Here is a 25,671-nt window from a genome sequence, read left to right as displayed (position 1 = left end):
GGGAGTGCTTCGTCTGAAAAATCAAGATGGATTTACTTTAATTGAAATGCTGATCGTGTTATTTATCGTTTCAATTCTGCTTTTAATAACGATTCCTAACGTTACAAAACATAATCAAAGCATACAGCATAAAGGCTGTGAAGGACTGCAGAATATGGTGAAAGCCCAAGTGACGGCGTACGAAATCGACCATGAAGGAAAAATGCCGGATATGAAAGACTTACAGTCAGAGGGATATATCAAAAAGAATACAGCCTGTCCGAATGGAAAACAGATTTTAATTAGCGGCGGGGAAGTTATAGTTGAACAATAACAGGCTGACAGAAAGCGGATTCACCCTTCTTGAAAGCCTGATTGTGTTAAGCCTGGCGTCCGTTCTGCTGACAGTCTTGTTCACGGCGCTTCCGCCGGTTTATACCCATCTGGCCGTTCGGCAAAAAACGGAACAGCTCCAAAAAGATATCCAGCTTGTTCAGGAAACGGCTGTCGCAGAGCATAAAAGAACAAAAATCATTTTTCTCCCAAAAGAGCATAAATACAAGTTCCAGTCAGCCGGAAAGGCTGTCGAGCGTTCATTTGATTCGCTTCATATTACACTTATGACCTTGCCGGAGAGCCTTGAATTTAATGAAAAAGGCCATCCGAATTCCGGCGGAAAGATTCAATTGAAGCACGCAGGGGTCACTTATGAAATAACAGTTTACCTAGGGAGCGGAAATGTCCATGCAGAACGGAAATAAAGGGTTCTCTACTATTGAAACACTATCAGCAATGGCCATTTGGCTGTTTCTTATGATTTCTATCGTTCCGGTCTGGACGGACATGCTGACGGATAATCTGAAAACAGAGGAACGTCAAAAAGCGCGCCAGCTTCTCCAGGAACGTATCAGCGCTTATATGATGTCCGGAAAAAAGCAGCCGTCTTCCGGTGTGACGTGGAAGGAGGATGGTGATTATTATAAAGTTTGTACGGCTGTCCGCGGCGAAAAAGAAATGTGTCTCAGCATTCTCAAAACAGACTGGCTTTACGCTTCTTAATGTTTTGTTTTCCTTGGCAGTCTGTCTCTTCTTATCAAGCACCCTGAGCCCGATTTTACATTTGTTTTTATCAGGCCAAAGCGATAACGGCGGAATAGACAGCCGGGAGTATCACATTGCCGTTCAGCAGATTATGAATGAATGTAAACAGGCAGAGACTGTAAAGCCGGCGGACGGCGGACGGGCATTAAGCTGCCGGAAAACAGGAGGCGAAGAAGTGCGTTTTGAAATCTACCATACGATGATAAGGAAAAGAGTGAACGGAAAAGGCCACGTGCCGATCCTGCATCATGCGGCATCTTTAACGGCTGGAGTGAAAAACGGCCTGCTTTTATTAGAGATCTCAAGCGATACAGGTAAAAAGAATCAGGCAGCCATTCCGGTTTACAGCTCTTTAAAAGGTGATTAAATGTACAAATCTGACGGGTTTATATATCCCGCGGTTCTGTTTGTTTCTGCCGCGGTTTTACTTGTCATCAGCTATACTTCATCTGATTTCATCACCCGAAAAACCTTTGCAAAAGAGGCCGGGGAGTACTGGATCGGTGAGAACCTGCTTCAAAACGGCGCGCTGCTGTCAAGCCGTCATGTGATACAGGGACAAAAGGACCGAACCGGTACACATCGTTTTCCGTACGGAACCGTTTCCTTTCAGATCACCGAAAGCGATAACCCGGAAACGGTTCAGGTTGCAATTCAGGCGGAAACAGCGTCAGGGACGAGACGGGAGGTTCACCTTTTGTTCAATCAGAAGAAGAAACAGCTGATTCAATGGACAGAAGTATAAAAAAGAGGCGGCGGGACAACACTTCATAGTAAAGACAGCAATATGAGGTGAGAGCCGTGAAAACAAACGATTATGTAAAATATATGACTGAGCAATTCGTTAAATATTTCGATACGCCGAAACAGGAACGGAAAGAGCGAAAAGAAGTGCGGAAAGAAAAGAAAGTGCCAGCTTCCCAGCACTGGTTCGGAATATTGCCGTATGGTTTTAAGCTGTGGATGCAGCGGAAAAAATAAAGTGTAACACACGAAGGTCCTCCTGATACAGGAGGGCCTTTATTGGTATTCCTCAATGACGGCAATTTTATTTACTTTTTGGCTGTAGGGATTAAAAGAAATCGTAACAAACACACCAAATTCTTTAGCGCCTTCCCGCAATGTCAGGTGGTATTGTTTTACCGCTTCATCTGTTCTTTTACGGTCCCACACCTTTTGAATAAATAACGTTTGAGCGAGCGGATATCTTTTTTTAGCTTCTTTTTCCGCGATTTTTTCCCATTTTGATTTATGGTGAACAGCATAGTAAGGCGCCGCTTCCGCCTGATCCATTCCTGAAACCCCGAAAACAAGAAGAGAAAGGCAAATCAGACTTTGTTTGATCATCATTCTTCGTCCTTTCGCTGTATATGATTTCCAATTTGTTCTGAACACTTCATTATTTTCTCACATTTTATTAGAAAAAATTCCAAAAAGGTGTGTAATTTGGAGCAAAACGATGTTTTTAAAAGATTATATTCTTAAAAACGAACAATTTGACCGTTTTTGACATTTTTCAAGACGATAAACCTTGATTATACTTTGTTTGTGCAGTTCTTTAAAAAGAACGATTGTTATATTTATTAACAGTTTTACAGGGGGTAAGGCATGTTCCGATTGTGGCGAATGGAGAAAAGGGGTAAGGGGAGATGGAGGATAATGCTGTTTTTGCGGCTTTCATTCATTTTCTGCCTGTCCGTGACGATATGTGCTCAGTTTACGGGTGACACGAGTTCCTCCTTTAATGATGTGAAAAGCTTCAGTCTTCCGGTTCAAACGTGCGGAGATTTTCGATATACAGATGACAATTGCCGTTATGACGAACGCTGGGATCAAAGTGATTTACATATAACAAATCAAACTGATACGTCGGGCGCCGTGTGTGCGCCGCTTCAACTCTATGCAGAGCTGGAGAATAGGGGAAAAGAGCGGACTGTTTCTGACTGGAGGTGGGAACTCCATAAAATCGCCTCTCAGCAACAGCCTCTGCAAAACGGAAATGTTGTGGATAAAGGGCTTATTACTGATAAAAAAAGCAAAACGATTTATAAAATTGAGTCAAAGCGGGCCCTGCAGCCAGGCATATACGCATTCAAGGTTTACAAGCCTGAAGGGTATCCTGCGAATGATGAAAAGTATGAGTGGTCAAAACCGATGAAGCTTGTCAAATGCCAGGAAAAGGCGACGGCTTCCGATCAGAAGAAAACAGAAAAACAACCGGCTGAGCCGGTAAAAGAAAGCGGGGAAGAACATGAAAAGAACGCTGAAACTGATCAGTAATATTTTGTATGCCGTCATTTTCAGTTTGATTATTGTGCTGACCTTAACGGTGATCTCGACCCGGGCTTCCGGCGGTGAGCCGGCCATCTTCGGCTATACGCTGAAATCCGTGCTGTCGGGTTCAATGGACCCGGAATTTAAGACGGGTTCGCTCATAGCGGTAAAGAAAATTTCTGACGTGAATGATTTAAAAAAAGGCGATGTCATCACTTTTACACAAAATGACGGATCAGCCGTAACACACAGAATTATCGGGATCACAAAAAAGGGCGGGCACCTGATGTTTGAGACAAAAGGAGACCATAATGCCGCTCCGGATGCCGCTCCTGTTCAAGCTGAAAACGTGGTGGCTCAGTATACGGGATATCAGCTTCCGTATGCGGGATATGTCATACATTTGGCAAGCCAGCCGATCGGAACGGCGATTCTGCTAATCGTTCCCGGCGTCATGCTTTTGATTTACTCAATAACAGTTATTGTCAGCGCTCTCCGCGATATCGAGCGGAAGACGAAAGCGTTGGAAGAACATGCGAAAAACGGGACGATGTCCACATGAATACGGTTGCAACCTGGCGACAGGATTTGATAACAAAAAAGAAAAAGTAGGGGGAATACAAACATGGGTATGAAAAAGAAATTAAGCTTGGGCGTTGCCTCAGCCGCACTCGGTTTAGCATTAGTGGGAGGAGGCACATGGGCCGCATTTAATGATGTGAAGTCGACGGACGCCACATTTGCGTCAGGAACGCTTGATTTATCAGCTAAAGAACAATCAGCCAATGTCAATTTGTCAAACTTAAAACCAGGTGATAAATTGACGAAAGATTTTGAATTTAGAAATAATGGTTCACTTGCCATTAAAGAAGTGCTGATGGCTTTGAATTTTACTGACTTCAAAGGAGCGAAAAAAGGAAACGAATCTGCGGAAGATTTCCTCAGCCAGTTTGAAATTACAGTTCTGACAGTCGGCAAAGAAGGCGGCAACGGCTATCCTAAAAATATCATTTTGAAGGCAGCCAGCCTGAAAGACTTATACTTAATGTCAACAAAACAGGATAAAGCAGCTGCCGAAGCGATCAGCAAACACATTGATCCGAAATTCTTGAGTGCAAGCGGAAAAGTCAATGTGGCAACCATTAACGGCAAGACGGCGCCTGAGTATGACGGAGTTCCGAAAACGCCTGTTGATTATGATCAGGTGCGGATGGAAATCCAATTTAAAAATGATACCGCAAAAGGTGCGGACGGACTGAGTGTCCAAAACAAATTCCAAGGCAATGCGATTTCTCTTCAATTCTCTTTTGAAGCGACGCAATGGAACGGCTTGACCATTACAAAAGATCATACGGATAAAGACGGTTACGTGAAGGAAAACGAAAAGGCTCACAGTGAGGATAAAAACTAATCCGAACGTCGGGCAGATAAAAGAGGAGTTGTGCACATATGGCGGCACTACTCCTCTTTTTGCGATTTTCTCCATTTTTGATAATCTAAAAATTCACGAAATTGTTTTTTTGATACCCCGGATGTCATCGCATCACGAACTAATTTCTCCCATTCACTATCTAATTGACCATCGTATTCGGTTTCATGTTTTTCATCAAGTAAAGTATGAACCGAGACGTCCAGAACAGCGGAGACTTTTTCTAGAAATTGAATGGAGGGGTTCGTCTGTAAATTTCGTTCTATTGAGCTTAAATAAGACTTCGCTACCCCAGCTTTTTCAGCTAGTTCTGATAGTGAGTAGCCTTTTTCTTTTCGGTATTGTTTAATACGCTGGCCAATCAATGTCATCACCTTCCTTGTGATATTATAGCACATTCAGAAAGGATTTACGGTATGACTTCTGGCGGCCTGGATATGTTGAGAAGACTTTTTATGCGAATGCAGGTATTTGCGTATTTCTTCCAGGCTGATATTTGCTTTTTGAGCTTCTAATATCAGCTCAACCCATTCCTTATCTAATTGCGAAAATTCCATTTTTGCATTTTTCATGCATTTTCTCCTCCTAAAATACTTGTTTATGTATTTCAGCCAATCCGCCCATGACCTTATCTTTACATGTCTGGAAGTGATTCATCGCATGCGAAACGCCAGAAATTTTTTCTATATACTTTTATTATAATATAGAATTTCCAGAAAAAACGGGAAAGGTGTCGAATGGATAACGCTTATCCAGAAAAATTACTTTGCAGGAAAAATAAACCGCCGTTTTCAATCTGAATATGAATTTTCGGCTGATATAAGGCTTTCAGCGCTTGTTTTTCCAAATGGTATTCCTCAGGTTTTTCTTCTGTCTGCTCATAAAACTGATCGAGCAGCCTGAGGTCCTTTTTCCATCTGGCGATCGCGCTGTCAGCCCAGTCTGACGGCTCTTTGGCGGCAGCGTCTTTTAAGTAATGCTCCATCCTTTTAATTCCGCTTTCCGGCTTAATCATCGGCGATATGGTAAAGCAATAGTCTGATATTTGTGATGTCATCGGCAGAGGTGCAAGCTTCTGCTGAAATCCCTCAACGATTGTTCCAGAAACAAGATGCAGGCCTAAAGACAAAAGTCTGTCTTTTTTCATGTCGGATTGGTATGAAATCACTACATTTAATCCAAGCCAGGGCTGAAGCGGCACTCTGGCTCCGGCTGATACAATTTTCTCATATATTCTTGTAAATCTCCCATTTTGTTTAACTGCTTGAAAGATTTGAAAGAGGCGCGGGGCTCCAAAGTAAATAAACTCGCCGTCCATATCCTCCGGAGCCATTTCTTTATCAGTGATGAACGTAATCTTCATCGGGTTCGGTTCGCCGCCCGTTTTTTCACGCCAATGCCAATAAAACGGGCGGTTCATAATTTGTTTGTCCATCTCGACCGTCAACTGAACCGTCATAAAACCCGGCCCGTGTTCAGTAATCGGGCAGTGGTTCGCTTCAAAAAAGCGCAGTAAAAATTGGTGAACCTCCTGCTGTCTCATGTCGCGCTTCCTCCTTTTAGATTAAGAGCCTTTTTTTCTGGCGGGTTTTTCCGTACCGTACGATAAGAAAGAGGTAAGGTTGTCCATTTTGATCCGCATTTCTTCCTCTGTCAGCGAGTGGCATAAAATATCATGTAAATGATCTTCAAAATTGCTCACTTTGATTTTTGTTAAAATGTCATCTAGTTCTCCGACGACATTTTCAAATAAATGAATTTTGTCATACAAGAGTTTTAAGATATGCTCTTCCACCGTATGTTTTGTCGCCATATTGTAGATGTGGACATCTCTTTCCTGACCGAGTCTGTGAATCCTTCCGATTCTTTGTTCGAGCCGCATCGGGTTCCACGGGAGGTCATAGTTGATAATATGGTTGCAAAATTGCAGGTTGATTCCTTCCCCTCCGGCTTCTGTAGCGATCAGGACCTGCACTTTGCCGCGGAAGAGATCCTTCATCCAGTCTTTTTTCCCGCGTTTAAATCCGCCTCTGAACGGAACGGAGCTTATGCCGTTCTGCTGGAGAAACCATTGCAGATAAATCTGTGTCGCCCGATACTCAGTAAAAATAATGACCTTGTCATTAATCTTTTTAATCAAGTCAACAACTTGAATCGCTTTTGAGTTTTGCGTGACTTGATTGATGCGGTCCATTAAATTGGCGATCGTCTGTTCATCGAAAGCGGGCGCTTGTTTGTCTTTTTGATCAAGCATTTTTTTAAGTGTCATATACACGGCTTCCCTGCTTGAACAGCACTCCCGTTGCAGTGTCATAATGGAAAATGCGCTTGCAGGCTTTTCCGTGCCGTTTTTCAGTGCGTTAATGTCATCGTAGAGCGCCTGTTCCGTCGGTGAAAAGGTGATCGGCACTGTTTCCACGTGGCGCTTCGTCCATGTAAGCCCCGTGTCGCTCCGTGTGTTGCGGATCATCACCTTATTGACGAGCTCTTTCAAATGCTCATGAGCGTCAATCCCGTCCTTTTGATTGAACGTTTCCTGAAATCCGCTTTCATTTCCTAAGTGGCCGGGTTTTAACAGTGACACTAAATTGAAGATTTCTTCGATCCGGTTTTGAATCGGCGTCGCCGTCAGAAGCAGGCAGTATTTCTTCACAAGACTTCTCGCAAATTCATAATTTTTCGTTTTGCTGTTTTTGAGCTTATGCGCTTCGTCAATAATGACGAGATCATACGGAATCGAAAGCACAATCTCCTTGTGAGGCGAACGCTTGGCCGTATCAATAGAAGAAACGACGATATCGCACTGTTCCCACACATAGCTTTTTTTCTGTTCAACAGCGGGTATTAAAAACTTCTCCTGAAGCTCTTTCACCCACTGGGAAACGAGTGATGCCGGCACAAGAATCAGGATTTTTTTGGCCAGCCCGCGAATCATGTATTCTTTTAAAATCAGTCCCGCTTCGACCGTTTTTCCGAGCCCCACTTCATCAGCCAAAATCGCTTTGCCGTTCATTTTTTCAACGACTTTCTGCGCGACCTCAAGCTGATGGGGAAGCGGAGTGAAATCGGGAAGGTACAAAGGAGCCCTCAACCCTTCGAATTCAGGAATGGCAAGGGTCTGCTGGACTTCAGCCGACAGTTTGTACATCTCCCAATTTGACCAGGGACCGTCGGTTTTCAGCCGCTCAGAAAACTCTCCCGGCCAGTTTGCATCAAATATGATCTCTGCTGTCATATGTAACAAAACCGCCTTTCTTTTAAAAAACTGATTTATCATCATTTTTGTTGCCGGACGTAAGTGAGGGTGGTAGGATATAAGTAATCATTTCACTAAAAGATATTGCTTTAGTATGTCCATAACAATTGGTAAATATGAGCGAATGACAGCAAGGGGAGAGACTCGGACGAAAAATGTGCATCCGGGCGCCGAAGGAGCAAACTGCGGAGTGAATCTCTCAGGCAAAAGAACTCTTGCTCGACGCAACTCTGGAGAGTGTCTGCGATTTGAAGCAGCAGACCACCAAAGGGGACGTCTTTATGATGTTTTCATAAAGTAAACTTTCAGGTGCCGGGACAGAGAAACCTTCATTTTTATGAGGTGTTTCTCTGTCCTTTTTTATATGTCTTTACAATGCGCCAATGACTGAAGGGGGAAGATGATGCTGAAACGAACACCGCTTTATGACGTGTATAAAGAATACGGCGGAAAAACGATTGATTTTGGAGGATGGGAGCTGCCGGTTCAATTTTCTTCTATTAAAGAGGAGCATGAAGCCGTCCGCACAAAGGCGGGTCTGTTTGATGTATCCCATATGGGAGAAGTCGAAGTCTCCGGTAAAGACGCCCTGTCTTTTCTGCAAAAAATGATGACAAATGACGTTGCCGATTTAAATCCGGGAAGCGCCCTCTATACCGCCATGTGTTATCCTGACGGCGGTACGGTCGATGATTTGCTGATCTATCAGAAAAGCGAGAGCTGCTATCTGCTTGTGATTAACGCGTCCAATATTGAAAAAGACATCGCTTGGCTGACAGAACACGCGGAAGGGGATGTCACGCTGACCAATCAGTCTGACGGGATTTCACTGCTGGCCGTTCAGGGGCCGAATGCTCAGGCGGTTCTTGCGAAGCTGACTGAACGTGATTTGTCTTCCTTAAAACCGTTTACGTTTATTGATGGAGCTGACGTTGCCGGCCGCCAAGTTCTGCTTTCAAGAACAGGCTATACCGGTGAAGACGGGTTTGAACTCTATTGTAAAAATGAAGATGCGGTTCTTCTGTTTAAGGAGATTCTTACAGCGGGAGAGAATGAAGGAATCGTTCCGTGCGGTCTCGGCGCGCGTGATACGCTGAGATTTGAAGCGAAGCTCGCTTTATACGGTCAGGAATTGACGAAAGACATTACGCCGATTGAAGCCGGGATCGGATTTGCCGTAAAACACAAGAAAGATTCCGACTTTTTCGGGAAGTCTGTATTGAGTGAACAGAAAGAAAAAGGAGCTCCGCGTAAGCTGGTCGGGCTTGAGATGATTGAAAAGGGGATTCCGAGACACGGTTATGCCGTAAAAAAAGACGGTGCTCTGATCGGGGAAGTCACGACAGGCACACAATCCCCGACGTTAAAGAAAAATATCGGCCTTGCCTTAATCAAAACGGAATTCAGTGAAATCGGAACGGAAGTCGAAGTGGAAATCCGCAAAAAAACGGTAAAAGCAAAGATTGTCCGCACACCGTTTTATAAACGCCCAAAACAGAGCTGAAAAAGGAGAGTCATATGAAGCATCGATATTTGCCCGCGACAGAACAGGATAAAAAAGAAATGCTGAAAGCCATCGGCGCACATTCAATTGATGAACTGTTTGCCGATATTCCGGAAAATGTGAGGTTTCAAAAAGACTACCAAATTAAAAAAGCAAAATCAGAAACAGAGCTGACGAGAGAGCTGACAAAGCTTGCGGCGAAAAATAAGGACGCTGTTACATATGCATCTTTTCTGGGGGCGGGAGTGTACGATCACTATCAGCCGGTTATCGTCGATCATGTGATTTCCCGGTCAGAGTTCTACACGGCATATACGCCTTACCAGCCGGAAATTTCACAAGGAGAGCTGCAGGCGATTTTTGAATTTCAAACGATGATTTGCGAATTAACAGGTATGGATATCGCAAACTCCTCCATGTACGACGGGGGAACGGCGCTGGCAGAAGCGGCGATGCTTGCGTCAGGACATACGAAAAAGAAAAAAATCGTCATTTCCGCCGCCGTGCATCCGGAATCACGAGATGTCCTGAAAACATACGCAAAAGGCCAATATATTGAAGTTGTAGAGGTGCCTGCAAAAAACGGCGTCACAGACCTTGACGCATTAGAACATGCCGTCTGTGATGAAACGGCCGCCGTAATCGTCCAGTATCCGAACTTCTTCGGACAAATTGAGCCGTTAAAGGACATTGAGCCGCTCGCACATAAAGGGAACAGCCAGCTGATTGTTTCTTCTAACCCGCTCGCCCTCGGTATTTTGACTCCGCCCGGAGCATACGGAGCTGATATCGTCGTCGGGGACGCGCAGCCTTTCGGCATACCTGCGGCGTTCGGCGGCCCGCACTGCGGCTATTTTGCAGTAACGAAAAAACTGATGAGAAAGGTGCCGGGCCGGCTTGTCGGCCAAACGGAGGATGAAAACGGGCGGAGAGGTTTTGTTCTCACCCTTCAGGCGCGCGAGCAGCATATCAGAAGAGACAAAGCCACCTCTAACATCTGCTCAAACCAGGCGCTGAATGCGTTAGCAGCTTCAGTCGCGATGACGGCGCTCGGAAAAAACGGCGTCAAAGACATGGCCCGCCAAAATATACTGAAAGCCGATTACGCGAGACGCCAAGCGAAAAAAGCCGGCTTGCACGTAGCATTCGACGGCCCGATGTTTAATGAATTTGCCGTCAGGCTGAACCTCCCCGTCAAGGAAGCAAACCGGCGGCTCCTCAATGACGGCATCATCGGCGGATATGACTTAGGCCTTGCGTATCCGGAATTGAATCAGCATATGCTCATTGCCGTCACAGAGCTGAGAACAAAAGAAGAGATCGATTCGCTTATTGCGGGATTGGGGGATCAACATGAATAATCAAGATCAGGCGCTTATTTTTGAAATGTCCCGCGAAGGGCGTATCGGTTACAGCCTTCCGGAGCTTGATGTGCCGGAAACAGAGCTTGAAAGCCTTCTTCCCGGTGACTACATCCGCGATGAAGACGCAAAGCTGCCGGAAGTATCAGAGCTTGATATAATGCGGCATTATACCGCTCTTTCCAGAAGAAACCACGGAGTTGATTCAGGTTTTTATCCGCTCGGCTCCTGTACGATGAAATACAATCCGAAATTAAATGAAAAAATTGCCCGGTTCCCTGGCTTTTCCGCCATTCACCCGCTTCAGGACGAGGACACGGTTCAGGGGGCACTTGAGCTTTTATACGATTTAAGCGGACATTTGGAGGAAATTACCGGCATGGACGAGGTGACGCTGCAGCCTGCCGCGGGCGCTCACGGCGAATGGACCGGCCTGATGATGATCCGCGCCTATCATGAAGCGCGCGGGGACTTCGGACGGACGAAGGTCATTGTCCCTGATTCAGCTCACGGCACGAATCCGGCATCCGCTACGGTCGCCGGTTTTGAAACAATTACCGTCAAGTCGAATGAACACGGATTGGTTGACATTGAAGATCTGAAAAGAGCGGTAAATGAAGAAACAGCGGCGCTGATGCTGACGAATCCGAACACCCTCGGATTATTTGAGGAAAACATTACGGAAATGGCTGAAATCGTCCATCAGGCCGGCGGAAAACTTTACTATGACGGAGCGAATTTAAATGCCGTTTTAAGTAAAGCAAGACCGGGAGATATGGGATTTGACGTCGTTCACCTTAATCTGCATAAAACATTTACCGGGCCGCACGGCGGGGGAGGACCGGGTTCGGGGCCGGTCGGAGTAAAAAAAGAATTCATTCCGTATCTGCCGAAACCCGTTCTCACGAAAAAAGAGGGCCGTTTGACTTTTGACGATGACCGCCCGCAATCGATCGGGCGCGTAAAGCCTTATTACGGCAACTTCGGCATTAATGTCAGAGCCTACACGTATATCCGTTCTATGGGGCCTGACGGCTTAAAAGCAGTGACCGAAAACGCGGTTTTAAATGCAAATTATATGATGAGAAGACTCGCGCCTTATTATGATCTCCCGTATGATCGTCATTGCAAGCATGAATTTGTGTTATCGGGAAGAAGGCAGAAAAAGCTCGGCGTAAGAACGCTTGATATCGCTAAACGGCTTTTAGATTTCGGTTATCACCCGCCGACTGTGTATTTCCCGCTGAATGTTGAAGAAAGCATCATGATCGAACCGACGGAAACGGAATCCAAGGAAACGCTTGATGCGTTTATAGATGCGATGATTCAAATTGCGCGGGAGGCGGAGGAATCGCCTGAAATCGTTCAGGAGGCGCCGCATACCACGGTAGTCAAAAGAATGGATGAAACCAAGGCCGCAAGAAAGCCGGTTTTAAAATACGAACATACATCTGAAGGGGTGTAAAAAAAAGAGCTTCCGTATAAACGGAAAGCTCTTTTTCATTATTGGTTCTTTGCTTTAATTTTTCCGCCCCATTTTTTAAATCCGCCTTTCAGGTTGTAAATATCCTTGCAGCCGTGTTTGCGGAGCGTCTGTGCCGCGCGTCCGCTGCGGACATTGTTTTGGCAGTACAGATAAACGGGTTTATCAGGACGGATTTCGCTTTTGCGCTGTTTCAGCTGTGACAGCGGAATGTTGCGCGCGCCGAGAATATGGCCGCCTTCAAATTCATTCGGTTCACGGACGTCAATCAGCTGCGCTTTTCTGTAGCCCGCGCGGAATTCCTCTTCCGTAAGTGTTTTCATTAAACGCTGTTGGTAAAAATACGACACGATCATATAAACGATAAACGCCGCAACAATAATTAAAGCAATCATATTAGACAATGCGATTCTACTCCTTTAGCTTATAAAATCAAAACCCTGCTTCCTGAAAACAAGGCTCACCGGACGTTTTGGGACAAATACTATTATAGTAAAGCATGGAGCGATTGTCATCCTTAATGAAACGAAATATTTTTCATTTTCACGGCAGTTTGATAAACTGATTTTATTAAAATGATAAAGAAGGGTTCAGTGTATGGAAAAAGAAACATGGCGGTTTATTGACTCAGAGAACGAAAGCCCGGCATTTAACATGGCGCTGGATGAAGCGCTTTTATATTGGCACAGCCAAAAGAAAATTCCCCCGGTGATCCGTTTTTACGGGTGGAATCCGGCAACATTGTCTGTCGGATATTTTCAAAATATTAAGAAGGAAATTAACTTTGACGCAGTACATAAACACGGTCTCGGGTTTGTCAGAAGACCGACAGGCGGACGGGGTGTTCTGCATGATAAAGAATTGACATACAGCGTCATCGTTTCAGAGGATCACCCGGAAATGCCGGCCACGGTGACAGAGGCGTACCGGGTCATTTCAGAAGGCATTCTGCAGGGATTCAGAAACCTTGGGCTTGATGCCTACTTTGCGATTCCGCGCACGGAGAAAGAAAAAGAAAGCCTGAAAAATCCGCGCTCGTCCGTTTGCTTTGATGCGCCTTCGTGGTATGAGCTGGTCGTCGAAGGACGGAAAGTTGCGGGAAGCGCCCAGACACGCCAAAAAGGCGTTATTCTTCAGCACGGCTCCATCCTGCTTGACATTGATGAGGACAAGCTGTTTGATCTGTTTTTATATCCGAGCGACAGAGTCCGTGAGCGCATGCAGCGGAATTTCAAAAACAAAGCGGTAGCCATCAACGCCTTAGCCCAAAAACCGGTAACGATGGATGAAGCCAGAACCGCTTTTAAAGCTGGCTTTGAGGAAGGCCTGAACATTCATCTTGAACCTTACACGCTCACTCCTGAAGAGCTTGCGTTTGTCAATGAGCTGGCCGAGACGAAATACGCGTCTGACGAATGGAATTATAAGCGCTGATTAAGGCTTGACAGGCCGGAAGCATCCTTGTTTTTTCATAACCGTTAGTGTAAACTTGTAATGGTTTATTAAGTTAAGGTGCTTTTTGGGAGGGGTACGATGACAACACCAAGTATGGAAGATTATATTGAACAGATTTATATGCTGATAGAAGAAAAAGGATATGCGCGGGTTTCTGATATCGCGGAAGCTTTGGCAGTCCATCCCTCCTCTGTAACGAAAATGGTTCAAAAACTAGATAAAGACGAGTATTTGATTTATGAAAAATATCGCGGGCTCGTATTGACGTCAAAAGGCAAAAAGATCGGCAAACGGCTCGTATACAGACACGAATTGCTTGAGCAGTTTTTACGAATCATTGGTGTTGATGAAGAGAAGATTTACAATGATGTAGAAGGAATCGAACATCATCTGAGCTGGAACAGCATTGACCGCATCGGCGATCTCGTCCAGTATTTTGAAGATGACGACAGCCGGAAAAAAGAATTGAAATCCGTACAGAAAAAAACCGAAACTCCCGGTGAATAAAAGGGCGGCCCAAATAGGGCGCCCTTTTTTTAATGTCTTCATTCTTTGGTCTATTTCCCCAAGCCGTTTCTTAAAATAATAATACACCTTGGATGGAAGGGAGAGGGCGCGCTATGCAGATTGACGGCGTATTTTCGGGCGGGGGAATAAAAGGGGTGGCGCTTGCCGGCGCTTATGAAGCGCTGGAAGAAAAGGGCTTTCGCTTTGAAAGGCTCGCCGGAACAAGCGCCGGCGCGATTATTGCCGCATTGATCGCTGCGGGCTACACGAGCAGAGAGGTTCATGCGATCATCGATGATGTGGACGGAAGGCAATTGCTTGATCAGAGATGCTCATTCCTCCCGCTGAAAATCCTGCAGTGGGTGTCGATATATTGGCGCCTCGGATTATACAGAGGCGATGTGCTGGAAAAGTGGATTGCGGATAAATTAAAAGCGAAGGGCATCATCGCGTTCGGCGATATGAAAAAAGGATCGCTCCGTCTGATCGCTTCAGATCTGACGAACGGAACGATGATCGTGCTTCCCGACGACCTTCCCCGCTACGGATTAAATCCGGAGGTGTTCCCGGTTGCCAGAGCTGTCAGAATGAGCTGCAGCATCCCTTATTTTTTTGAACCGATTAAACTGAAGACCGAAAAAGGCATTTCAACGGTTGTTGACGGCGGCGTGTTAAGCAATTTTCCGATTTGGCTGTTTTCAAAAGAGCGCAAACGGCCGGTCATCGGAATTTCACTTTCCCCTAATGAAAAAGAGCGTCCGAAGAAATCAATCCGGAACGCTTTTGAGCTGTTCGGCGCTTTGTTTGAAACGATGAAAGACGCTCATGATGCCAGACATATCGCGACAAAGTACGAACAGAATATTATTTTTATTCCCGTGGAACATGTGATGGCGACGGAGTTTCACCTCACACCGCAAAAAAAACTAGCTCTCATTGAGCTAGGAAAAAGCAAAACAGAGCAATTTTTGAAGAAATGGAGCTATTAAAAAAGCGCTCTGTTTTTCTTTTTATTCTTTTTACCTTCTATGACGGTAAGCTGGGTCTCGCTTTTTTTCTTAAGAATCATCGGCTTCGGTCTGCTGCTGCTCGGCACGCTCCGCAAATGGCTGACCCGCCCCCTGTGGCCGGCGCGGTGCTTCGCTTTTTGCTCCTTCATTCGGAGCCGCGATTGTTTGGCCGCTTTTCTGAAAGCGGTTCCGTCACGTCCGGCGCGGCGGTTCAGGACCGATCTCACGATAAAATAAATAATGATGCCTGCGATAATGACGGTGATCGCTCTTGAGATCATCTGTCCGGGGTTTGTGACCGCCGCATAAATGAAACCGAATGCGCCAAGCGCTATTAATACAGCAAAAAAAGGTTGTACACGATGATTCATAACTGCCCACCTCCGAAAATAATAACAGGTAACGGTTCAGATTGCGTTGTGAGACGGCTTTTCGCTCTGTTCTGAAATGTCTTCCAGTCTGAGAAGCTCGTTAAAGCTTTCTATGGCAACCTCGACTTGGTCATCTTCCGGTTCCTTTGTCGTTAAAAGCTGCAGCCACAGGCCGGGATAACCGAGCACCTTCAAAACGGGGATATTCCGAACCCTGTTCGTCAGCTGAAGCACTTCAAAGGAGATGCCGAGGACGGCCGGTATAAGCGCAATCCTGTCTAAAATCCGCACCCAAAGCGGATCTGTCGGAACGAGTAAATAGACAAACATGCCGACAATGATCGTAAATAAGATAAAGCTTGAACCGCATCGGTAATGCAGCCGCGACTGTTTCTGAACATTTTCTATCGTAATTGGTAAATTCTGTTCATAACAGTTTATGACCTTATGTTCGGCTCCATGATATTGAAACACTCTTTTAATTAACGGCGTCATTGATAAAAAATAAATGTAGCCGAGAAGCAGGATAAGCTTAAACAGGCTTTCGATGCCGATCTGCGCTGCGTCTGAGGAAAAAACGGGCCTTACAAGCTCAGCTAAAAAGACCGGGACGAGCGTAAAAACGAATTTGCTGAACAAAAACGATAGAACGCCGATCACCGCCAGGCTGAAAAACATCGATAATCCCGAACCCTTCTTATCTTCCTGTTCCAGCTTGGCGTCATCTTGGGGGTCAAGCCCGTAACGTTCGCTGGAGAAGTTTAAATGCTTTGTGCCGTTGGCGCTTGCCTCGATAATTGCGACGATTCCCCGCAAAAAAGGAATCTTTTTTAAAACCGAAAGCTTGGGGTTCGGCACTCTCGGAAGCTTGAAAAAATCAATGCTTCCGTCATTCCTGCGGATGGCGGTAACATAATTTTTTCTGCCGCCGAACATAACCCCTTCAACGACAGCCTGACCGCCGTATGCGGGCGGCGTTTTGTGTTTGGACATTGTTTATCAACCTGCCTGTTTTCTTAGGATTTACTAACCATTTCCTTTCACTCTATTGTACAGGAAACAGCAGTAAACCTCTAGTTTGACAGCCGGAAAATCAATGCTTTTTCTACAAGCAGTATACCCGGTTTCCTTAGAATTTACTCATTAAATGAAAATATGGCGGAACTTTTTATGACTTTTCAATTTTGGGGCATTCTATGACTGGAGGTGCCATGATGACCAGCGAAAAACATTCAGAACAGGAAGAAAAAAAGAATCAGGGTGATGATCAGCAGCCTGTTTCATTTACCGGCAGAATTTGCGGTATCGGATTTGCCGGCGGTGTATTTTGGAGTTTGATCGGCTATCTCGGATATATCTTTCATTTTTCAGAGATCAGTCCCAACATGATTCTTCAGCCGTTTATGATCGGAGAATGGAAAAAACAATGGCTCGGCACGATGGTCAGCATCGTTGTCATCGGATTCATTTCGATTGCCGGGGCATTTATATATTTCGTCTGTCTGAAGCGTTTTAAAACGATGTGGCCGGGGATGGTATACGGCGTCATTTTATGGTGCGCGGTTTTTTTCTTATTCAATCCGATTTTCGAAGACGTGAAATCTGTCACTGAATTGAAATCAGATACAATCGTGACGACGATTTGCCTTTACATTCTGTATGGTTTGTTTGTCGGCTACTCGATTTCTTTCAACTACAATGAGCTTACGTCAGACAAGCTTGCAAGGGCGCTCGGCAACAAGTGAATAAGTGTATAATCCCTGTCCGGTATGGTAAAATGTTCACGAGAAGTGAACATTTTTTATGCTGAAAACCGGATGGGGATGCTCCCGCGGTGTCAGGCGGCAGTCAAGAATCGGCGAGGAGGAGAAAGGGAATGAAACTTGAGAAATTGCGAAATCTGTTCGGTCAGCTGGATATAGACGGAATGTTGGTGACAAGCTCTGCCAATCTGCAGTATATGACGGGATTTACGGGTTCGTCAGGCCTTGCGGTCATATCGAAAGAACGCGCGGCATTTATCACGGATTTCCGTTACACCGAGCAGGCGAAGGCGCAAGTAAAGGGCTTCGATATTATCGAGCACGGCGGAAGCTTAATCCAAACCGCTGCGGATACAATTCTTGAGTACGGCATTAAAAAACTCGGCTTTGAGCAAAACAGCATGACGTACGGAACATATGCATCCTACCAAGCGGTGCTGCAGGAATCGGAGATGGTTCCCGTCGCGGATTCCGTTGAAAAGTTGCGCTTGATTAAGTCAAGTGAAGAGATTAAGATATTAGAGGAAGCTGCGAAGATTGCGGATGATGCGTTTGAACATATTCTGACGTTTATCAAACCGGGCATCTCAGAGATTTCAGTTGCGAATGAGCTTGAATTTTATATGAGACGTCAGGGAGCAGACGGTTCTTCCTTTGATATGATCGTCGCCTCGGGAGTGAGATCCAGCCTTCCGCACGGAGTGGCAAGCGGCAAATTGATTGAAAAGGGAGACTTGGTCACGCTCGATTTCGGCGCGTATTATAAAGGCTATTGTTCTGATATCACACGCACCGTCGCGGTCGGAGAGCCTAGTGATAAACTGAAAGAAATTTATCAGGTCGTATACGATGCCCAGGCGCTTGGCGTTTTGCATATTAAACCCGGCATGACGGGAAAAGAAGCGGATGCCCTGACGAGGGATCACATCACCGCAAAAGGCTACGGACAGTATTTCGGCCATTCAACAGGACACGGATTCGGAATGGAGGTCCATGAATCACCGGGGCTGTCTTTCAGGTCATCGGCCGTTCTTGAGCCGGGCATGGCGGTAACGGTTGAGCCGGGCATATACATACCGGAAGTTGGGGGCGCAAGAATCGAAGATGATATCATCATCACAGAGGACGGCAACCGGACAATTACGCATTCCCCTAAAGAATTAATTATTTTGTGATTGGAATATAGGAGGACATCAAACATGATTTCAGTTAACGATTTTCGTACAGGATTAACGATTGAAGTAGACGGCGGCATTTGGCGCGTCGTTGACTTCCAGCACGTAAAGCCGGGAAAAGGCGCGGCATTTGTCCGTTCTAAACTTCGCAATCTGCGCACGGGTGCTATTCAGGAGAAAACATTCCGTGCTGGTGAAAAAGTGGCGAAAGCGCAAATCGAAACAAAAACGATGCAGTATCTTTATGCCAACGGAGATCAGCACGTGTTCATGGATACAAGCTCATATGAACAGCTTGAATTGAACGAAAACCAAATCGAAGAAGAATTAAAATATCTTTTGGAAAATATGTCTGTGCACATCATGATGTATCAATCTGAAACGCTCGGTATTGAACTGCCGAACACAGTTGAACTGAAAGTTGTTGAAACAGAGCCGGGAATTAAAGGCGACACGGCGTCAGGCGGCACAAAACCTGCCAAAACGGAAACAGGTCTTGTCGTAAACGTACCGTTCTTCGTGAACGAAGGCGATACGCTTGTTGTAAATACATCAGACGGCTCTTACGTGTCAAGAGCATAGTCAAAGACATACGAAGTCTGCTCCTTTTACGGGGCAGGCTTTTTTTGCGTTCTGAAACAGAATCTTTCTTCTATATGAAAATAGTGAGACTACTTCCGTCAGCTAGAGCATATAGTGTAACAAAATGCTTGAAGTTGGGGGATTGCAATGAAATTTTTGTTTGGTTCAATCAATTCTACTGTTTTAACGATGGCCGGTTTACGAGTTTTGTCCTCTCTCATTGAATTATCGGCGGCCATTATCATGCTTGTTACAAACGACATCAGAAAAGCGGTTGTGGTAAATAGTATTTTGGCAATCGTCGGCCCGCTGATTTTTATCATCACGATGACGATCGGTATTTATCAGATTGCCGGACAGCTTTCATATGCAAAATTGATTTTGATTTTCGCGGGGGTTGTGCTGATTCTAGCTGGTGTTCACAAATAGGGGTCCGGGTGTCATAAAGTCTGTCCCGGATCATACATTTTAAAGAAGCCAATCGGTAAAAAAGGAGGAGACTCTATTGAATGAAATTACAGAGGTTCTCCCTGAATTATTGAGAGATAACATCTCCGCCGTGTCTGAAGAAGCGTGGCGGGATACAGAGGAAATCAGAATCCGCGTCGGCAGGCCGGTTGAACTGATCCGAAAAGGACAACCTTTGTTTTTGTCATATATCTGTACGGCCGGCGACGCACAGCTGATCCTCAGCCGGCTCAGCAATTACAGCATGTACACGCTGGAAGAAGAGCTGAAAAAAGGATATATCACAATCAGAGGAGGCCACCGTGTGGGGCTCGCCGGAAGAGTCATCGTCGAAAACGGAGCCGTCAAAGGACTCCGGGATATTACCTCCTTTAATATTCGAATCGCCCGGGAGAAGCTTGGCATCGCAGAACCGCTCATCCCTTTCTTATGGAAAGAAAACTGGCTGAATACGCTGATCATCGGCCCTCCGCAAACGGGGAAAACGACCTTGCTTCGTGATTTGGCCCGGCTTTCAAGCACCGGATCGAAACGTATTCCGGCGAAAAAGACCGCTATCGTAGATGAACGCTCAGAAATTGCCGGCTGCCTGCGGGGCATTCCCCAGCACAGTTTCGGCCGCAGAGTGGATGTTCTTGACGCCTGTCCGAAAGCGGAAGGGCTGATGATGATGATCCGCTCTATGAGTCCCGATGTCATGATCGCAGATGAGATCGGGAGAATGGAAGACTCAAAAGCGCTGATGGAGGCGCTCCATGCCGGCGTAACCGTTATCGTATCCGCGCACGGATGGAATATGAAAGACTTGGTCAAGAGGCCGTCGCTGAAAATGCTTTGGGAGGAAAAAGTGTTTGACCGGTATGTAGAGCTGTCAAGACGCCGCGGTCCGGGAACGATCAGCAGGATGTATGGAAAGGACGGAGAACCGGTTCCGCATGCTGAGAGCGTGATGACATGCTGAAGCTTTTGGGTGCCGTGTTCATTCTGACGGCGACGACATGGACGGGATTTGAGATCGCCAAAATCTATATTGAAAGGCCGAGACAGATCCGTCAGCTGCGTGCGGCGCTGCAATCGCTTGAAGCGGAAATTATGTTCGGGCATACGCCGCTGCACATTGCTTCGGGACAAATCGCCGCACAGCTTTCCAAGCCTGTATCGTCATTGTTTCAAGCTTTCAGCAGGAGGCTTGAGCAGGGAAGCGATTCCGCCAAAACAGCCTGGGAACAGAGCTTGAAACATAACTGGCCCTCCATGGCGATGAAAAAAAGCGAATACGATGTGCTGAAGCAATTTGGGGAGACGCTTGGGCTCCATGACCGCGTTTCTCAGCAGAAACATATCAAGCTTGCGCTTACACATTTGGAAGCGGCGGAAGCGGATGCCGGACGGGCGCAGGCGAAAAATGAAAAAATGGTGAAAAGTTTAGGGTTTTTAGCCGGACTGTTACTCATTCTTCTATTGATGTAAACATGAGGGGAGCAAACATAAAATGGGAGTCGACGTAAATGTCATTTTTCAAATCGCCGGAGTCGGTATCGTGGTTGCGTTTCTGCACACCATACTTGATCAAATGGGAAAAAAAGAATACGCCCAATGGGTGACGCTGCTTGGCTTTATCTATATTTTATTTATGGTGGCGACGATTGTCGATGACCTGTTCAAAAAGATCAAAGCTGTGTTTCTATTCCAAGGATAGGGGGGCTTACAGATTGAGATTGTTCAAATTGTAGGTTTAGGCCTGATTGCCACGTTTCTCTCCCTGATCGTAAAAGAACAGAAACCGACTTTCGCGTTTATGATTGTCGTCTTCAGCGGCTGCGTGATCTTTCTTTATCTCATCGACCAGATTTACGACATTATCAGAATGATAGAAAAAATAGCCGTCAATGCAAATGTCAATATGGTCTATGTGGAAACCATTTTAAAAATTATCGGCATCGCCTACATCGCTGAATTCGGAGCACAGCTGACAAAAGATGCGGGCCAGGGAGCGATTGCTTCGAAAATAGAGCTGGCCGGGAAGATTTTGATCCTCGTGATGGCCGTGCCGATACTGACCGTTATTATTGAAACGATTCTCGGACTTATTCCTTCTTAATCATAAAGGGAAAGGGGGCGCAAAAAATGAAGCGCTTTCGGTGGGCGGGGGCTTTTTTGTTCATCCTCCTCTTAATTTTTCAGACTGAATGTGTACAAGCTGCCGGAACAGACGGTGCGGCGCAGGAAACCGCAGTTCACCAAGAAACGGCTGATGAAGCGGCGAAAAAGCAGGCCGAAGCGCTGAAAACAGAAGGCATCGGAAAGTTCTGGGACGACATTATGACAGAATACGGCGGTCTTCTGCCGGAAAGCCAAAAGGGAAGCATCATCGACTTTATTAACGGAGAAAAAACGTTCTCGCCTGAGGCGTGGCTGAAGGCCTTATTTTCCTATCTGTTTCATGAAGTGCTCGCAAACGGAAAACTTCTGGGAACTTTAATCCTTCTCACCATTTTTTGCGTCATTCTGCAGCTGCTGCAAAATGCGTTCCAGCAGAGCACCGTCAGCAAAGTGGCTTATGCGATTGTTTATATGGTACTGATTATTCTCGCTTTAAACAGCTTTCATGTTGCCGTCAATTATGCCAGTGAAGCGATTCAGACGATGACAAGCTTCATTCTCGCGCTGATCCCGCTTTTGCTCGCGCTTTTGGCATCTTCCGGTGGAGCCGTTTCCGCTGCCTTTTTTCACCCCGTTATTTTATTTCTGATGAATACGAGCGGCCTGCTCATTCAAAACATCGTCATGCCGCTTATCTTCCTGTCAGCGATTTTAAGCATCGTCAGTACAATGACAGATCAATACAAAGTCACACAGCTTGCCAATCTCCTCAGAAATATCGCGATCGGCGCGCTTGCCGTATTCCTCACCGTGTTTCTCGGCGTCATCTCCGTTCAGGGGGCTTCGGCTGCCGTGACAGACGGGATCACCCTCAGGACTGCAAAATTTATAACGGGCAATTTTATTCCCGTGCTCGGCCGGATGTTTACGGATGCGACCGATACGGTCATCAGCGCCTCACTCTTATTAAAAAACACTGTGGGAATCCTCGGTGTCGGAATTTTGATCTGTATCTCCGCATTTCCGGCGATCAAAGTGCTTTCTCTCGCTTTTATTTATAAGCTCGCGGCCGCCATTCTGCAGCCGCTCGGAGGCGGGCCCGTCATTACGTGTCTCGGCGTCATCAGCAGAAGCGTGCTCTATATTTTTGCGGCGCTCGCCATTGTCTCTCTCATGTTTTTCCTCAGCATCACAGTCATTATTACAGCAGGAAATCTCACCATGATGATGAAATAAAGGAGGCCCATTGGATATGAGCTTTTTAACAGAATGGCTGACAAGCATTATTTTGTTTATCTTATTTGCCATCGTCATCGACATGCTGCTGCCCAGCTCCAGTATGCAAAAATACGCAAAGATGGTTGTCAGCCTGCTGTTAATCATTGTCATGCTCAACCCGATATTCAAACTTTTCAAAACAGACCCGGAGATCATCTTCGATTATTTGACAAAACAAGAGCAATCTCAATCCGCTGACATAAAAAATCAAATCAAATCAGAAAAAAAAGAAATACAAGCATCAAACCGCGCATATGTTTTAGAAGAAATGGCTGTCCAACTAAAAAAGAAAGCGGAGGAGATGTTCAGTCATGACGAATACAAAATAGACGACATCCGCCTTACAGCGGAAGAACAGGTTCGTTCAGAAGAAGATGTAAAAACGATCAGCGTGTATATGGCCCCATCTTCTGAAAAAACCGTGCAAACCGTCGCACCGATCGACATCCGCACAGACCGCAAATACGAACCCGAAGGCGCAGCCGGCAAAAAGGAGGCCGCAGTCATCAAAGAAAAACTTGCGGATATATGGGAAATCGGCAGTGAGAAAATTACGGTTTATATGGAAGGCGGGGAGAAAAACGGCCATGAATAAAAACGGACTATGGACCACACTCAAAAAACAGCTGATGATCGGACAGGCGAAAGACGGAGAAAAACCAAAACTGACAAAATATCATTACTTTCTGTTCGTGTTTGTGCTCGGCGTATCTTTTATGCTGGTCAGCCAGATGTTCTCTTCACCGGAAAAAACCGGGAAGGGCGAAACGGCGCAGACCGTCATGTCCGGCCGTACAGACGATAAGAGCGGGCAAAAAAGCGCACCCGTTTTTAAAGCATCAAAAGACAGCAGCGCCAAAAACACGATTGATGATTACGAGAGAGACTATGAAAACCAGCTGAAAGAGATCCTTGAAACGATTATCGGCGTGGAGGATGTATCAATAGTCGTAAACGTAGACGCCACATCTTTAAAAGTGTTTGAGAAAAATAAAACGAAAAAAGACACCACCACTGAAGAAACCGATAAAGAAGGCGGCAAAAGAAGCGTAACCGATCAAACCTCTGAAGAACAAATTGTCATGATTCGAAACGGGGATCAGGAAACCCCGGTCGTCGTTCAGACGAAAAAACCCGATATCCGCGGTGTACTCGTTGTTGCTCAAGGAGTGGACAACGTTCAAATAAAAAAAACCATCATTGATGCCGTCACAAGGGTGCTTGATGTTCCGAGCTACCGTGTAGCGGTTGCCCCTAAAAAAATCAAGGAGGATTCATAAATCATGCTGAAAAAACAAACGGTTTGGCTTTTAACAATGCTCAGTCTCGTCGTGGTATTAAGTGTTTATTATATTATGTCGCCGGAAAGCAAAAATGCCGTGCAGATGAAAACCGAAAAAAGCAGCGGGGAAATCGCCACAGAAAAAACGCCGGCTCCTAAAACGGAAGAAAAGAGCGAAGGCGGCACAGAAAAAGAAGACGGAACAAAAGGAACGAAAGATTCTAAAGGCACAAAAGAGGATAAAGAAACGTCAGCCGAAGCATCGGAAAAAGACGGATCGGTCGCCACAGAAACAGCTGATGAAAATTTATTTACCGCATACCGCTTGGAACTTGAAGACGCGAGAAGCAAAGAAAGAGAACAGTTAAACAGCATCGTTTCAAGCGATGATGCGACAGCAAAAGAAAAAAGCGAAGCCTACGATAAAATGACGGCGCTGAGCAATGCGGAAGGGAAAGAAAAACAGCTGGAAACGCTCATTAAAACGCAAGGCTACAAAGATGCGCTCGTGGATGCTGAAGGTGACAAAATCAACATTACGGTCATGTCTGACAAACATTCCAACGCAAAAGCTTCCGCCATCATTGACCTGGTGAAAAAAGAAATCAAGTCGATGAAAGACGTCGCCGTTACGTTTGAACCGACAAAATAAGATGCCTGAACCGCCCGCACCCGCTGCGGGCTTTTTTGCTGTCATTTTAGATCAGTGTTGAATTTACACAACCGCTCCTGTAAGATAAACATAGTATGTACTTTTAGTAGCAACCCATAAATTTCTATTTTTTATACATAGGAGTGGAACTGATGTTAAAAATCAACGAAATTCATGAACTGATAAAAAGAATCGATGAATCTTCCATTGACGAATTTGTTTACGAGATGGAAGGCGTAAGTCTGAAGCTGAAAAAAAATGAAGCGCCGGCAGTGAATATAACGGGACAAGCTCCAGCTGTTCCCGCCGCTTACGCACCTGCTCCGCAGGCTGCAAAACCGGAAGCGCGCGAAGCTGATCCTGTTCAGGAAGCGCCGAAACAAGATGAAAACCTGCACAAAATTACGTCTCCGATGGTCGGAACGTTTTATGCTTCTTCATCGCCGGAAGCCGGCCCTTACGTAAACCAAGGTTCAAAAGTGAACGAAAATACAGTGGTTTGTATCGTAGAAGCAATGAAACTCTTTAACGAGATTGAAGCGGAAGTAAAAGGAGAAATCGTTGAAGTGTTAGTTGAAAACGGCCAGCTGGTCGAATACGGACAACCTCTATTTCTTGTAAAAGCTGAGTAAGGAGAC

At 45.7% G+C, this 25,671-nt stretch carries 36 protein-coding genes and 1 riboswitch; of the genes, 28 read left to right on the top strand and 8 right to left on the bottom strand.

Annotation, left to right across the window (positions count from 1 at the left end; genetic code table 11):
* Positions 1-4: 4 nt before the first annotated feature.
* From comGC to AD710_RS00485, 6 genes are read left to right on the top strand one after another with little or no spacing between them, the layout of a single operon-like run.
* Positions 5-313, top strand: a complete 309-nt coding sequence (gene comGC / locus AD710_RS00510; protein ID WP_082197851.1) for a competence type IV pilus major pilin ComGC — start codon at positions 5-7, stop codon at positions 311-313.
* Positions 303-740, top strand: a complete 438-nt coding sequence (comGD, locus tag AD710_RS00505) for a competence type IV pilus minor pilin ComGD (protein WP_045926719.1) — start codon at positions 303-305, stop codon at positions 738-740. Before comGC ends, comGD begins: the two co-directional genes overlap by 11 nt.
* A complete protein-coding gene (gene comGE, locus AD710_RS00500; RefSeq protein ID WP_049627015.1) occupies positions 724-1,038 on the top strand; it encodes a competence type IV pilus minor pilin ComGE in 315 nt (104 codons plus the stop codon). The genes comGD and comGE overlap by 17 nt, the downstream gene beginning before the upstream one ends.
* Positions 947-1,447 (top strand): competence type IV pilus minor pilin ComGF, encoded by a 501-nt coding sequence (gene comGF, locus AD710_RS00495; RefSeq protein ID WP_197083926.1) that lies wholly within the window; start codon positions 947-949, stop codon positions 1,445-1,447. The genes comGE and comGF overlap by 92 nt, the downstream gene beginning before the upstream one ends.
* On the top strand, positions 1,448-1,825 hold the full coding sequence (gene comGG, locus AD710_RS00490) for a competence type IV pilus minor pilin ComGG (RefSeq protein ID WP_047475629.1): 378 nt from the start codon (positions 1,448-1,450) through the stop codon (positions 1,823-1,825).
* 56 nt (positions 1,826-1,881) lie between these two features.
* Positions 1,882-2,061, top strand: a complete 180-nt coding sequence (locus tag AD710_RS00485; RefSeq protein ID WP_016938971.1) for a YqzE family protein — start codon at positions 1,882-1,884, stop codon at positions 2,059-2,061.
* Between the two features lie 39 nt (positions 2,062-2,100).
* On the opposite strand, the gene AD710_RS00480 is transcribed toward AD710_RS00485, so the two are convergent.
* Positions 2,101-2,430, bottom strand: coding sequence for a DUF3889 domain-containing protein (locus tag AD710_RS00480; RefSeq protein WP_016938972.1), 330 nt, complete (start codon positions 2,428-2,430; stop codon positions 2,101-2,103).
* A gap of 258 nt (positions 2,431-2,688) precedes the next feature.
* On the opposite strand from AD710_RS00480, the gene tapA reads away from it, so the two are divergent.
* The 3 genes from tapA to tasA all read left to right on the top strand — a co-directional run bounded on the left by tapA (position 2,689) and on the right by tasA (position 4,765).
* Positions 2,689-3,360, top strand: a complete 672-nt coding sequence (tapA, locus tag AD710_RS00475; RefSeq protein WP_049627013.1) for an amyloid fiber anchoring/assembly protein TapA — start codon at positions 2,689-2,691, stop codon at positions 3,358-3,360.
* Entirely contained in the window at positions 3,332-3,916 is a 585-nt protein-coding gene (sipW, locus tag AD710_RS00470) for a signal peptidase I SipW (RefSeq protein WP_049627012.1), read from the top strand. Before tapA ends, sipW begins: the two co-directional genes overlap by 29 nt.
* 63 nt (positions 3,917-3,979) lie before the next feature.
* Positions 3,980-4,765, top strand: coding sequence for a biofilm matrix protein TasA (tasA, locus tag AD710_RS00465; protein WP_047475632.1), 786 nt, complete (start codon positions 3,980-3,982; stop codon positions 4,763-4,765).
* A gap of 47 nt (positions 4,766-4,812) precedes the next feature.
* On the opposite strand, the gene sinR is transcribed toward tasA, so the two are convergent.
* The 4 genes from sinR to AD710_RS00445 all read right to left on the bottom strand — a co-directional run bounded on the left by sinR (position 4,813) and on the right by AD710_RS00445 (position 8,018).
* A complete protein-coding gene (gene sinR, locus AD710_RS00460; protein WP_003226345.1) occupies positions 4,813-5,148 on the bottom strand; it encodes a transcriptional regulator SinR in 336 nt (111 codons plus the stop codon).
* A 33-nt stretch (positions 5,149-5,181) separates the two neighbouring features.
* The gene (sinI, locus tag AD710_RS00455; protein WP_016938977.1) at positions 5,182-5,355 is read right to left on the bottom strand and encodes an anti-repressor SinI; all 174 of its coding nucleotides are present in this window, start codon (positions 5,353-5,355) and stop codon (positions 5,182-5,184) included.
* Positions 5,356-5,531: 176 nt separating this feature from the next.
* Positions 5,532-6,326, bottom strand: a complete 795-nt coding sequence (locus AD710_RS00450; protein ID WP_016938978.1) for a YqhG family protein — start codon at positions 6,324-6,326, stop codon at positions 5,532-5,534.
* Positions 6,327-6,347: 21 nt separating this feature from the next.
* Entirely contained in the window at positions 6,348-8,018 is a 1,671-nt protein-coding gene (locus tag AD710_RS00445) for a DEAD/DEAH box helicase (protein WP_045926712.1), read from the bottom strand.
* A gap of 145 nt (positions 8,019-8,163) precedes the next feature.
* Positions 8,164-8,264: riboswitch (glycine riboswitch) on the top strand.
* 178 nt (positions 8,265-8,442) lie between these two features.
* Between AD710_RS00445 and gcvT the strand changes: the two genes are divergently transcribed.
* From gcvT to gcvPB, 3 genes are read left to right on the top strand one after another with little or no spacing between them, the layout of a single operon-like run.
* On the top strand, positions 8,443-9,543 hold the full coding sequence (gene gcvT / locus AD710_RS00440; protein ID WP_049627011.1) for a glycine cleavage system aminomethyltransferase GcvT: 1,101 nt from the start codon (positions 8,443-8,445) through the stop codon (positions 9,541-9,543).
* Between the two features lie 14 nt (positions 9,544-9,557).
* Positions 9,558-10,904, top strand: a complete 1,347-nt coding sequence (gene gcvPA, locus AD710_RS00435; RefSeq protein WP_049627010.1) for an aminomethyl-transferring glycine dehydrogenase subunit GcvPA — start codon at positions 9,558-9,560, stop codon at positions 10,902-10,904.
* Positions 10,897-12,369 (top strand): aminomethyl-transferring glycine dehydrogenase subunit GcvPB, encoded by a 1,473-nt coding sequence (gcvPB, locus tag AD710_RS00430; protein WP_047475636.1) that lies wholly within the window; start codon positions 10,897-10,899, stop codon positions 12,367-12,369. The genes gcvPA and gcvPB overlap by 8 nt, the downstream gene beginning before the upstream one ends.
* 38 nt (positions 12,370-12,407) lie before the next feature.
* On the opposite strand, the gene AD710_RS00425 is transcribed toward gcvPB, so the two are convergent.
* Complete coding sequence (locus AD710_RS00425) at positions 12,408-12,791, bottom strand: rhodanese-like domain-containing protein (RefSeq protein ID WP_013352854.1); 384 nt, start codon at positions 12,789-12,791, stop codon at positions 12,408-12,410.
* Between the two features lie 193 nt (positions 12,792-12,984).
* Here AD710_RS00425 and AD710_RS00420 point away from each other — a divergent pair, with 193 nt between their 5' ends.
* The 3 genes from AD710_RS00420 (at position 12,985) to AD710_RS00410 (ending at position 15,338) form a co-directional block, all read left to right on the top strand.
* A complete protein-coding gene (locus AD710_RS00420; RefSeq protein ID WP_049627009.1) occupies positions 12,985-13,821 on the top strand; it encodes a lipoate--protein ligase family protein in 837 nt (278 codons plus the stop codon).
* 99 nt (positions 13,822-13,920) lie between these two features.
* Positions 13,921-14,349, top strand: coding sequence for a transcriptional regulator MntR (mntR, locus tag AD710_RS00415; RefSeq protein WP_016938984.1), 429 nt, complete (start codon positions 13,921-13,923; stop codon positions 14,347-14,349).
* A gap of 113 nt (positions 14,350-14,462) precedes the next feature.
* On the top strand, positions 14,463-15,338 hold the full coding sequence (locus tag AD710_RS00410) for a patatin-like phospholipase family protein (protein WP_049627008.1): 876 nt from the start codon (positions 14,463-14,465) through the stop codon (positions 15,336-15,338).
* Here the strand turns inward: AD710_RS00410 and AD710_RS00405 are convergent.
* Together AD710_RS00405 and AD710_RS00400 are read right to left on the bottom strand one after the other, a co-directional pair.
* On the bottom strand, positions 15,335-15,730 hold the full coding sequence (locus AD710_RS00405) for an SA1362 family protein (protein WP_049627007.1): 396 nt from the start codon (positions 15,728-15,730) through the stop codon (positions 15,335-15,337). The two genes, AD710_RS00410 and AD710_RS00405, sit on opposite strands and share 4 nt — an antisense overlap.
* A gap of 36 nt (positions 15,731-15,766) precedes the next feature.
* Complete coding sequence (locus tag AD710_RS00400; protein WP_047475637.1) at positions 15,767-16,723, bottom strand: DUF1385 domain-containing protein; 957 nt, start codon at positions 16,721-16,723, stop codon at positions 15,767-15,769.
* A 221-nt stretch (positions 16,724-16,944) separates the two neighbouring features.
* Here AD710_RS00400 and AD710_RS00395 point away from each other — a divergent pair, with 221 nt between their 5' ends.
* The 13 genes from AD710_RS00395 to accB all read left to right on the top strand — a co-directional run bounded on the left by AD710_RS00395 (position 16,945) and on the right by accB (position 25,665).
* The gene (locus AD710_RS00395; RefSeq protein ID WP_049627006.1) at positions 16,945-17,475 is read left to right on the top strand and encodes a YqhR family membrane protein; all 531 of its coding nucleotides are present in this window, start codon (positions 16,945-16,947) and stop codon (positions 17,473-17,475) included.
* Positions 17,476-17,606: 131 nt separating this feature from the next.
* Positions 17,607-18,668, top strand: coding sequence for a M24 family metallopeptidase (locus tag AD710_RS00390; protein WP_047475638.1), 1,062 nt, complete (start codon positions 17,607-17,609; stop codon positions 18,666-18,668).
* 24 nt (positions 18,669-18,692) lie between these two features.
* Positions 18,693-19,250 carry an elongation factor P gene (efp, locus tag AD710_RS00385; RefSeq protein ID WP_003153123.1) on the top strand — a complete coding sequence of 186 codons (558 nt, stop codon included), beginning with the start codon at positions 18,693-18,695 and terminating at the stop codon, positions 19,248-19,250.
* A 147-nt stretch (positions 19,251-19,397) separates the two neighbouring features.
* Complete coding sequence (locus tag AD710_RS00380) at positions 19,398-19,679, top strand: YqhV family protein (protein ID WP_016938990.1); 282 nt, start codon at positions 19,398-19,400, stop codon at positions 19,677-19,679.
* Between the two features lie 76 nt (positions 19,680-19,755).
* Positions 19,756-20,679 carry a stage III sporulation protein AA gene (gene spoIIIAA, locus AD710_RS00375; protein ID WP_049627005.1) on the top strand — a complete coding sequence of 308 codons (924 nt, stop codon included), beginning with the start codon at positions 19,756-19,758 and terminating at the stop codon, positions 20,677-20,679.
* Positions 20,673-21,188, top strand: a complete 516-nt coding sequence (gene spoIIIAB, locus AD710_RS00370) for a stage III sporulation protein SpoIIIAB (RefSeq protein ID WP_016938992.1) — start codon at positions 20,673-20,675, stop codon at positions 21,186-21,188. Before spoIIIAA ends, spoIIIAB begins: the two co-directional genes overlap by 7 nt.
* Positions 21,189-21,210: 22 nt before the next feature.
* Complete coding sequence (spoIIIAC, locus tag AD710_RS00365) at positions 21,211-21,417, top strand: stage III sporulation protein AC (RefSeq protein ID WP_003153142.1); 207 nt, start codon at positions 21,211-21,213, stop codon at positions 21,415-21,417.
* A gap of 12 nt (positions 21,418-21,429) precedes the next feature.
* Positions 21,430-21,819, top strand: a complete 390-nt coding sequence (gene spoIIIAD / locus AD710_RS00360) for a stage III sporulation protein AD (RefSeq protein ID WP_071392571.1) — start codon at positions 21,430-21,432, stop codon at positions 21,817-21,819.
* 26 nt (positions 21,820-21,845) lie between these two features.
* On the top strand, positions 21,846-23,057 hold the full coding sequence (gene spoIIIAE / locus AD710_RS00355) for a stage III sporulation protein AE (protein WP_045926705.1): 1,212 nt from the start codon (positions 21,846-21,848) through the stop codon (positions 23,055-23,057).
* A 16-nt stretch (positions 23,058-23,073) separates the two neighbouring features.
* Positions 23,074-23,694, top strand: a complete 621-nt coding sequence (gene spoIIIAF / locus AD710_RS00350; RefSeq protein ID WP_049627004.1) for a stage III sporulation protein AF — start codon at positions 23,074-23,076, stop codon at positions 23,692-23,694.
* Positions 23,687-24,379: a stage III sporulation protein AG gene (gene spoIIIAG, locus AD710_RS00345; RefSeq protein ID WP_049627003.1), complete on the top strand. Its 693-nt coding sequence runs from the start codon at positions 23,687-23,689 to the stop codon at positions 24,377-24,379. The genes spoIIIAF and spoIIIAG overlap by 8 nt, the downstream gene beginning before the upstream one ends.
* 3 nt (positions 24,380-24,382) lie before the next feature.
* On the top strand, positions 24,383-25,033 hold the full coding sequence (locus tag AD710_RS00340) for a SpoIIIAH-like family protein (protein ID WP_049627002.1): 651 nt from the start codon (positions 24,383-24,385) through the stop codon (positions 25,031-25,033).
* 152 nt (positions 25,034-25,185) lie between these two features.
* Positions 25,186-25,665 carry an acetyl-CoA carboxylase biotin carboxyl carrier protein gene (accB, locus tag AD710_RS00335; protein ID WP_016938997.1) on the top strand — a complete coding sequence of 160 codons (480 nt, stop codon included), beginning with the start codon at positions 25,186-25,188 and terminating at the stop codon, positions 25,663-25,665.
* The last annotated feature ends 6 nt before the right edge of the window (positions 25,666-25,671 follow it).

Source organism: Bacillus sp. JFL15 (assembly GCF_001184225.1).
In the GTDB taxonomy this organism is placed as follows: Bacteria; Bacillota; Bacilli; order Bacillales; family Bacillaceae; genus Bacillus; species Bacillus siamensis.
The sequence above is the reverse complement of the archived record's forward strand: the minus strand, read 5'-3'. Positions and strand labels throughout refer to the sequence as shown.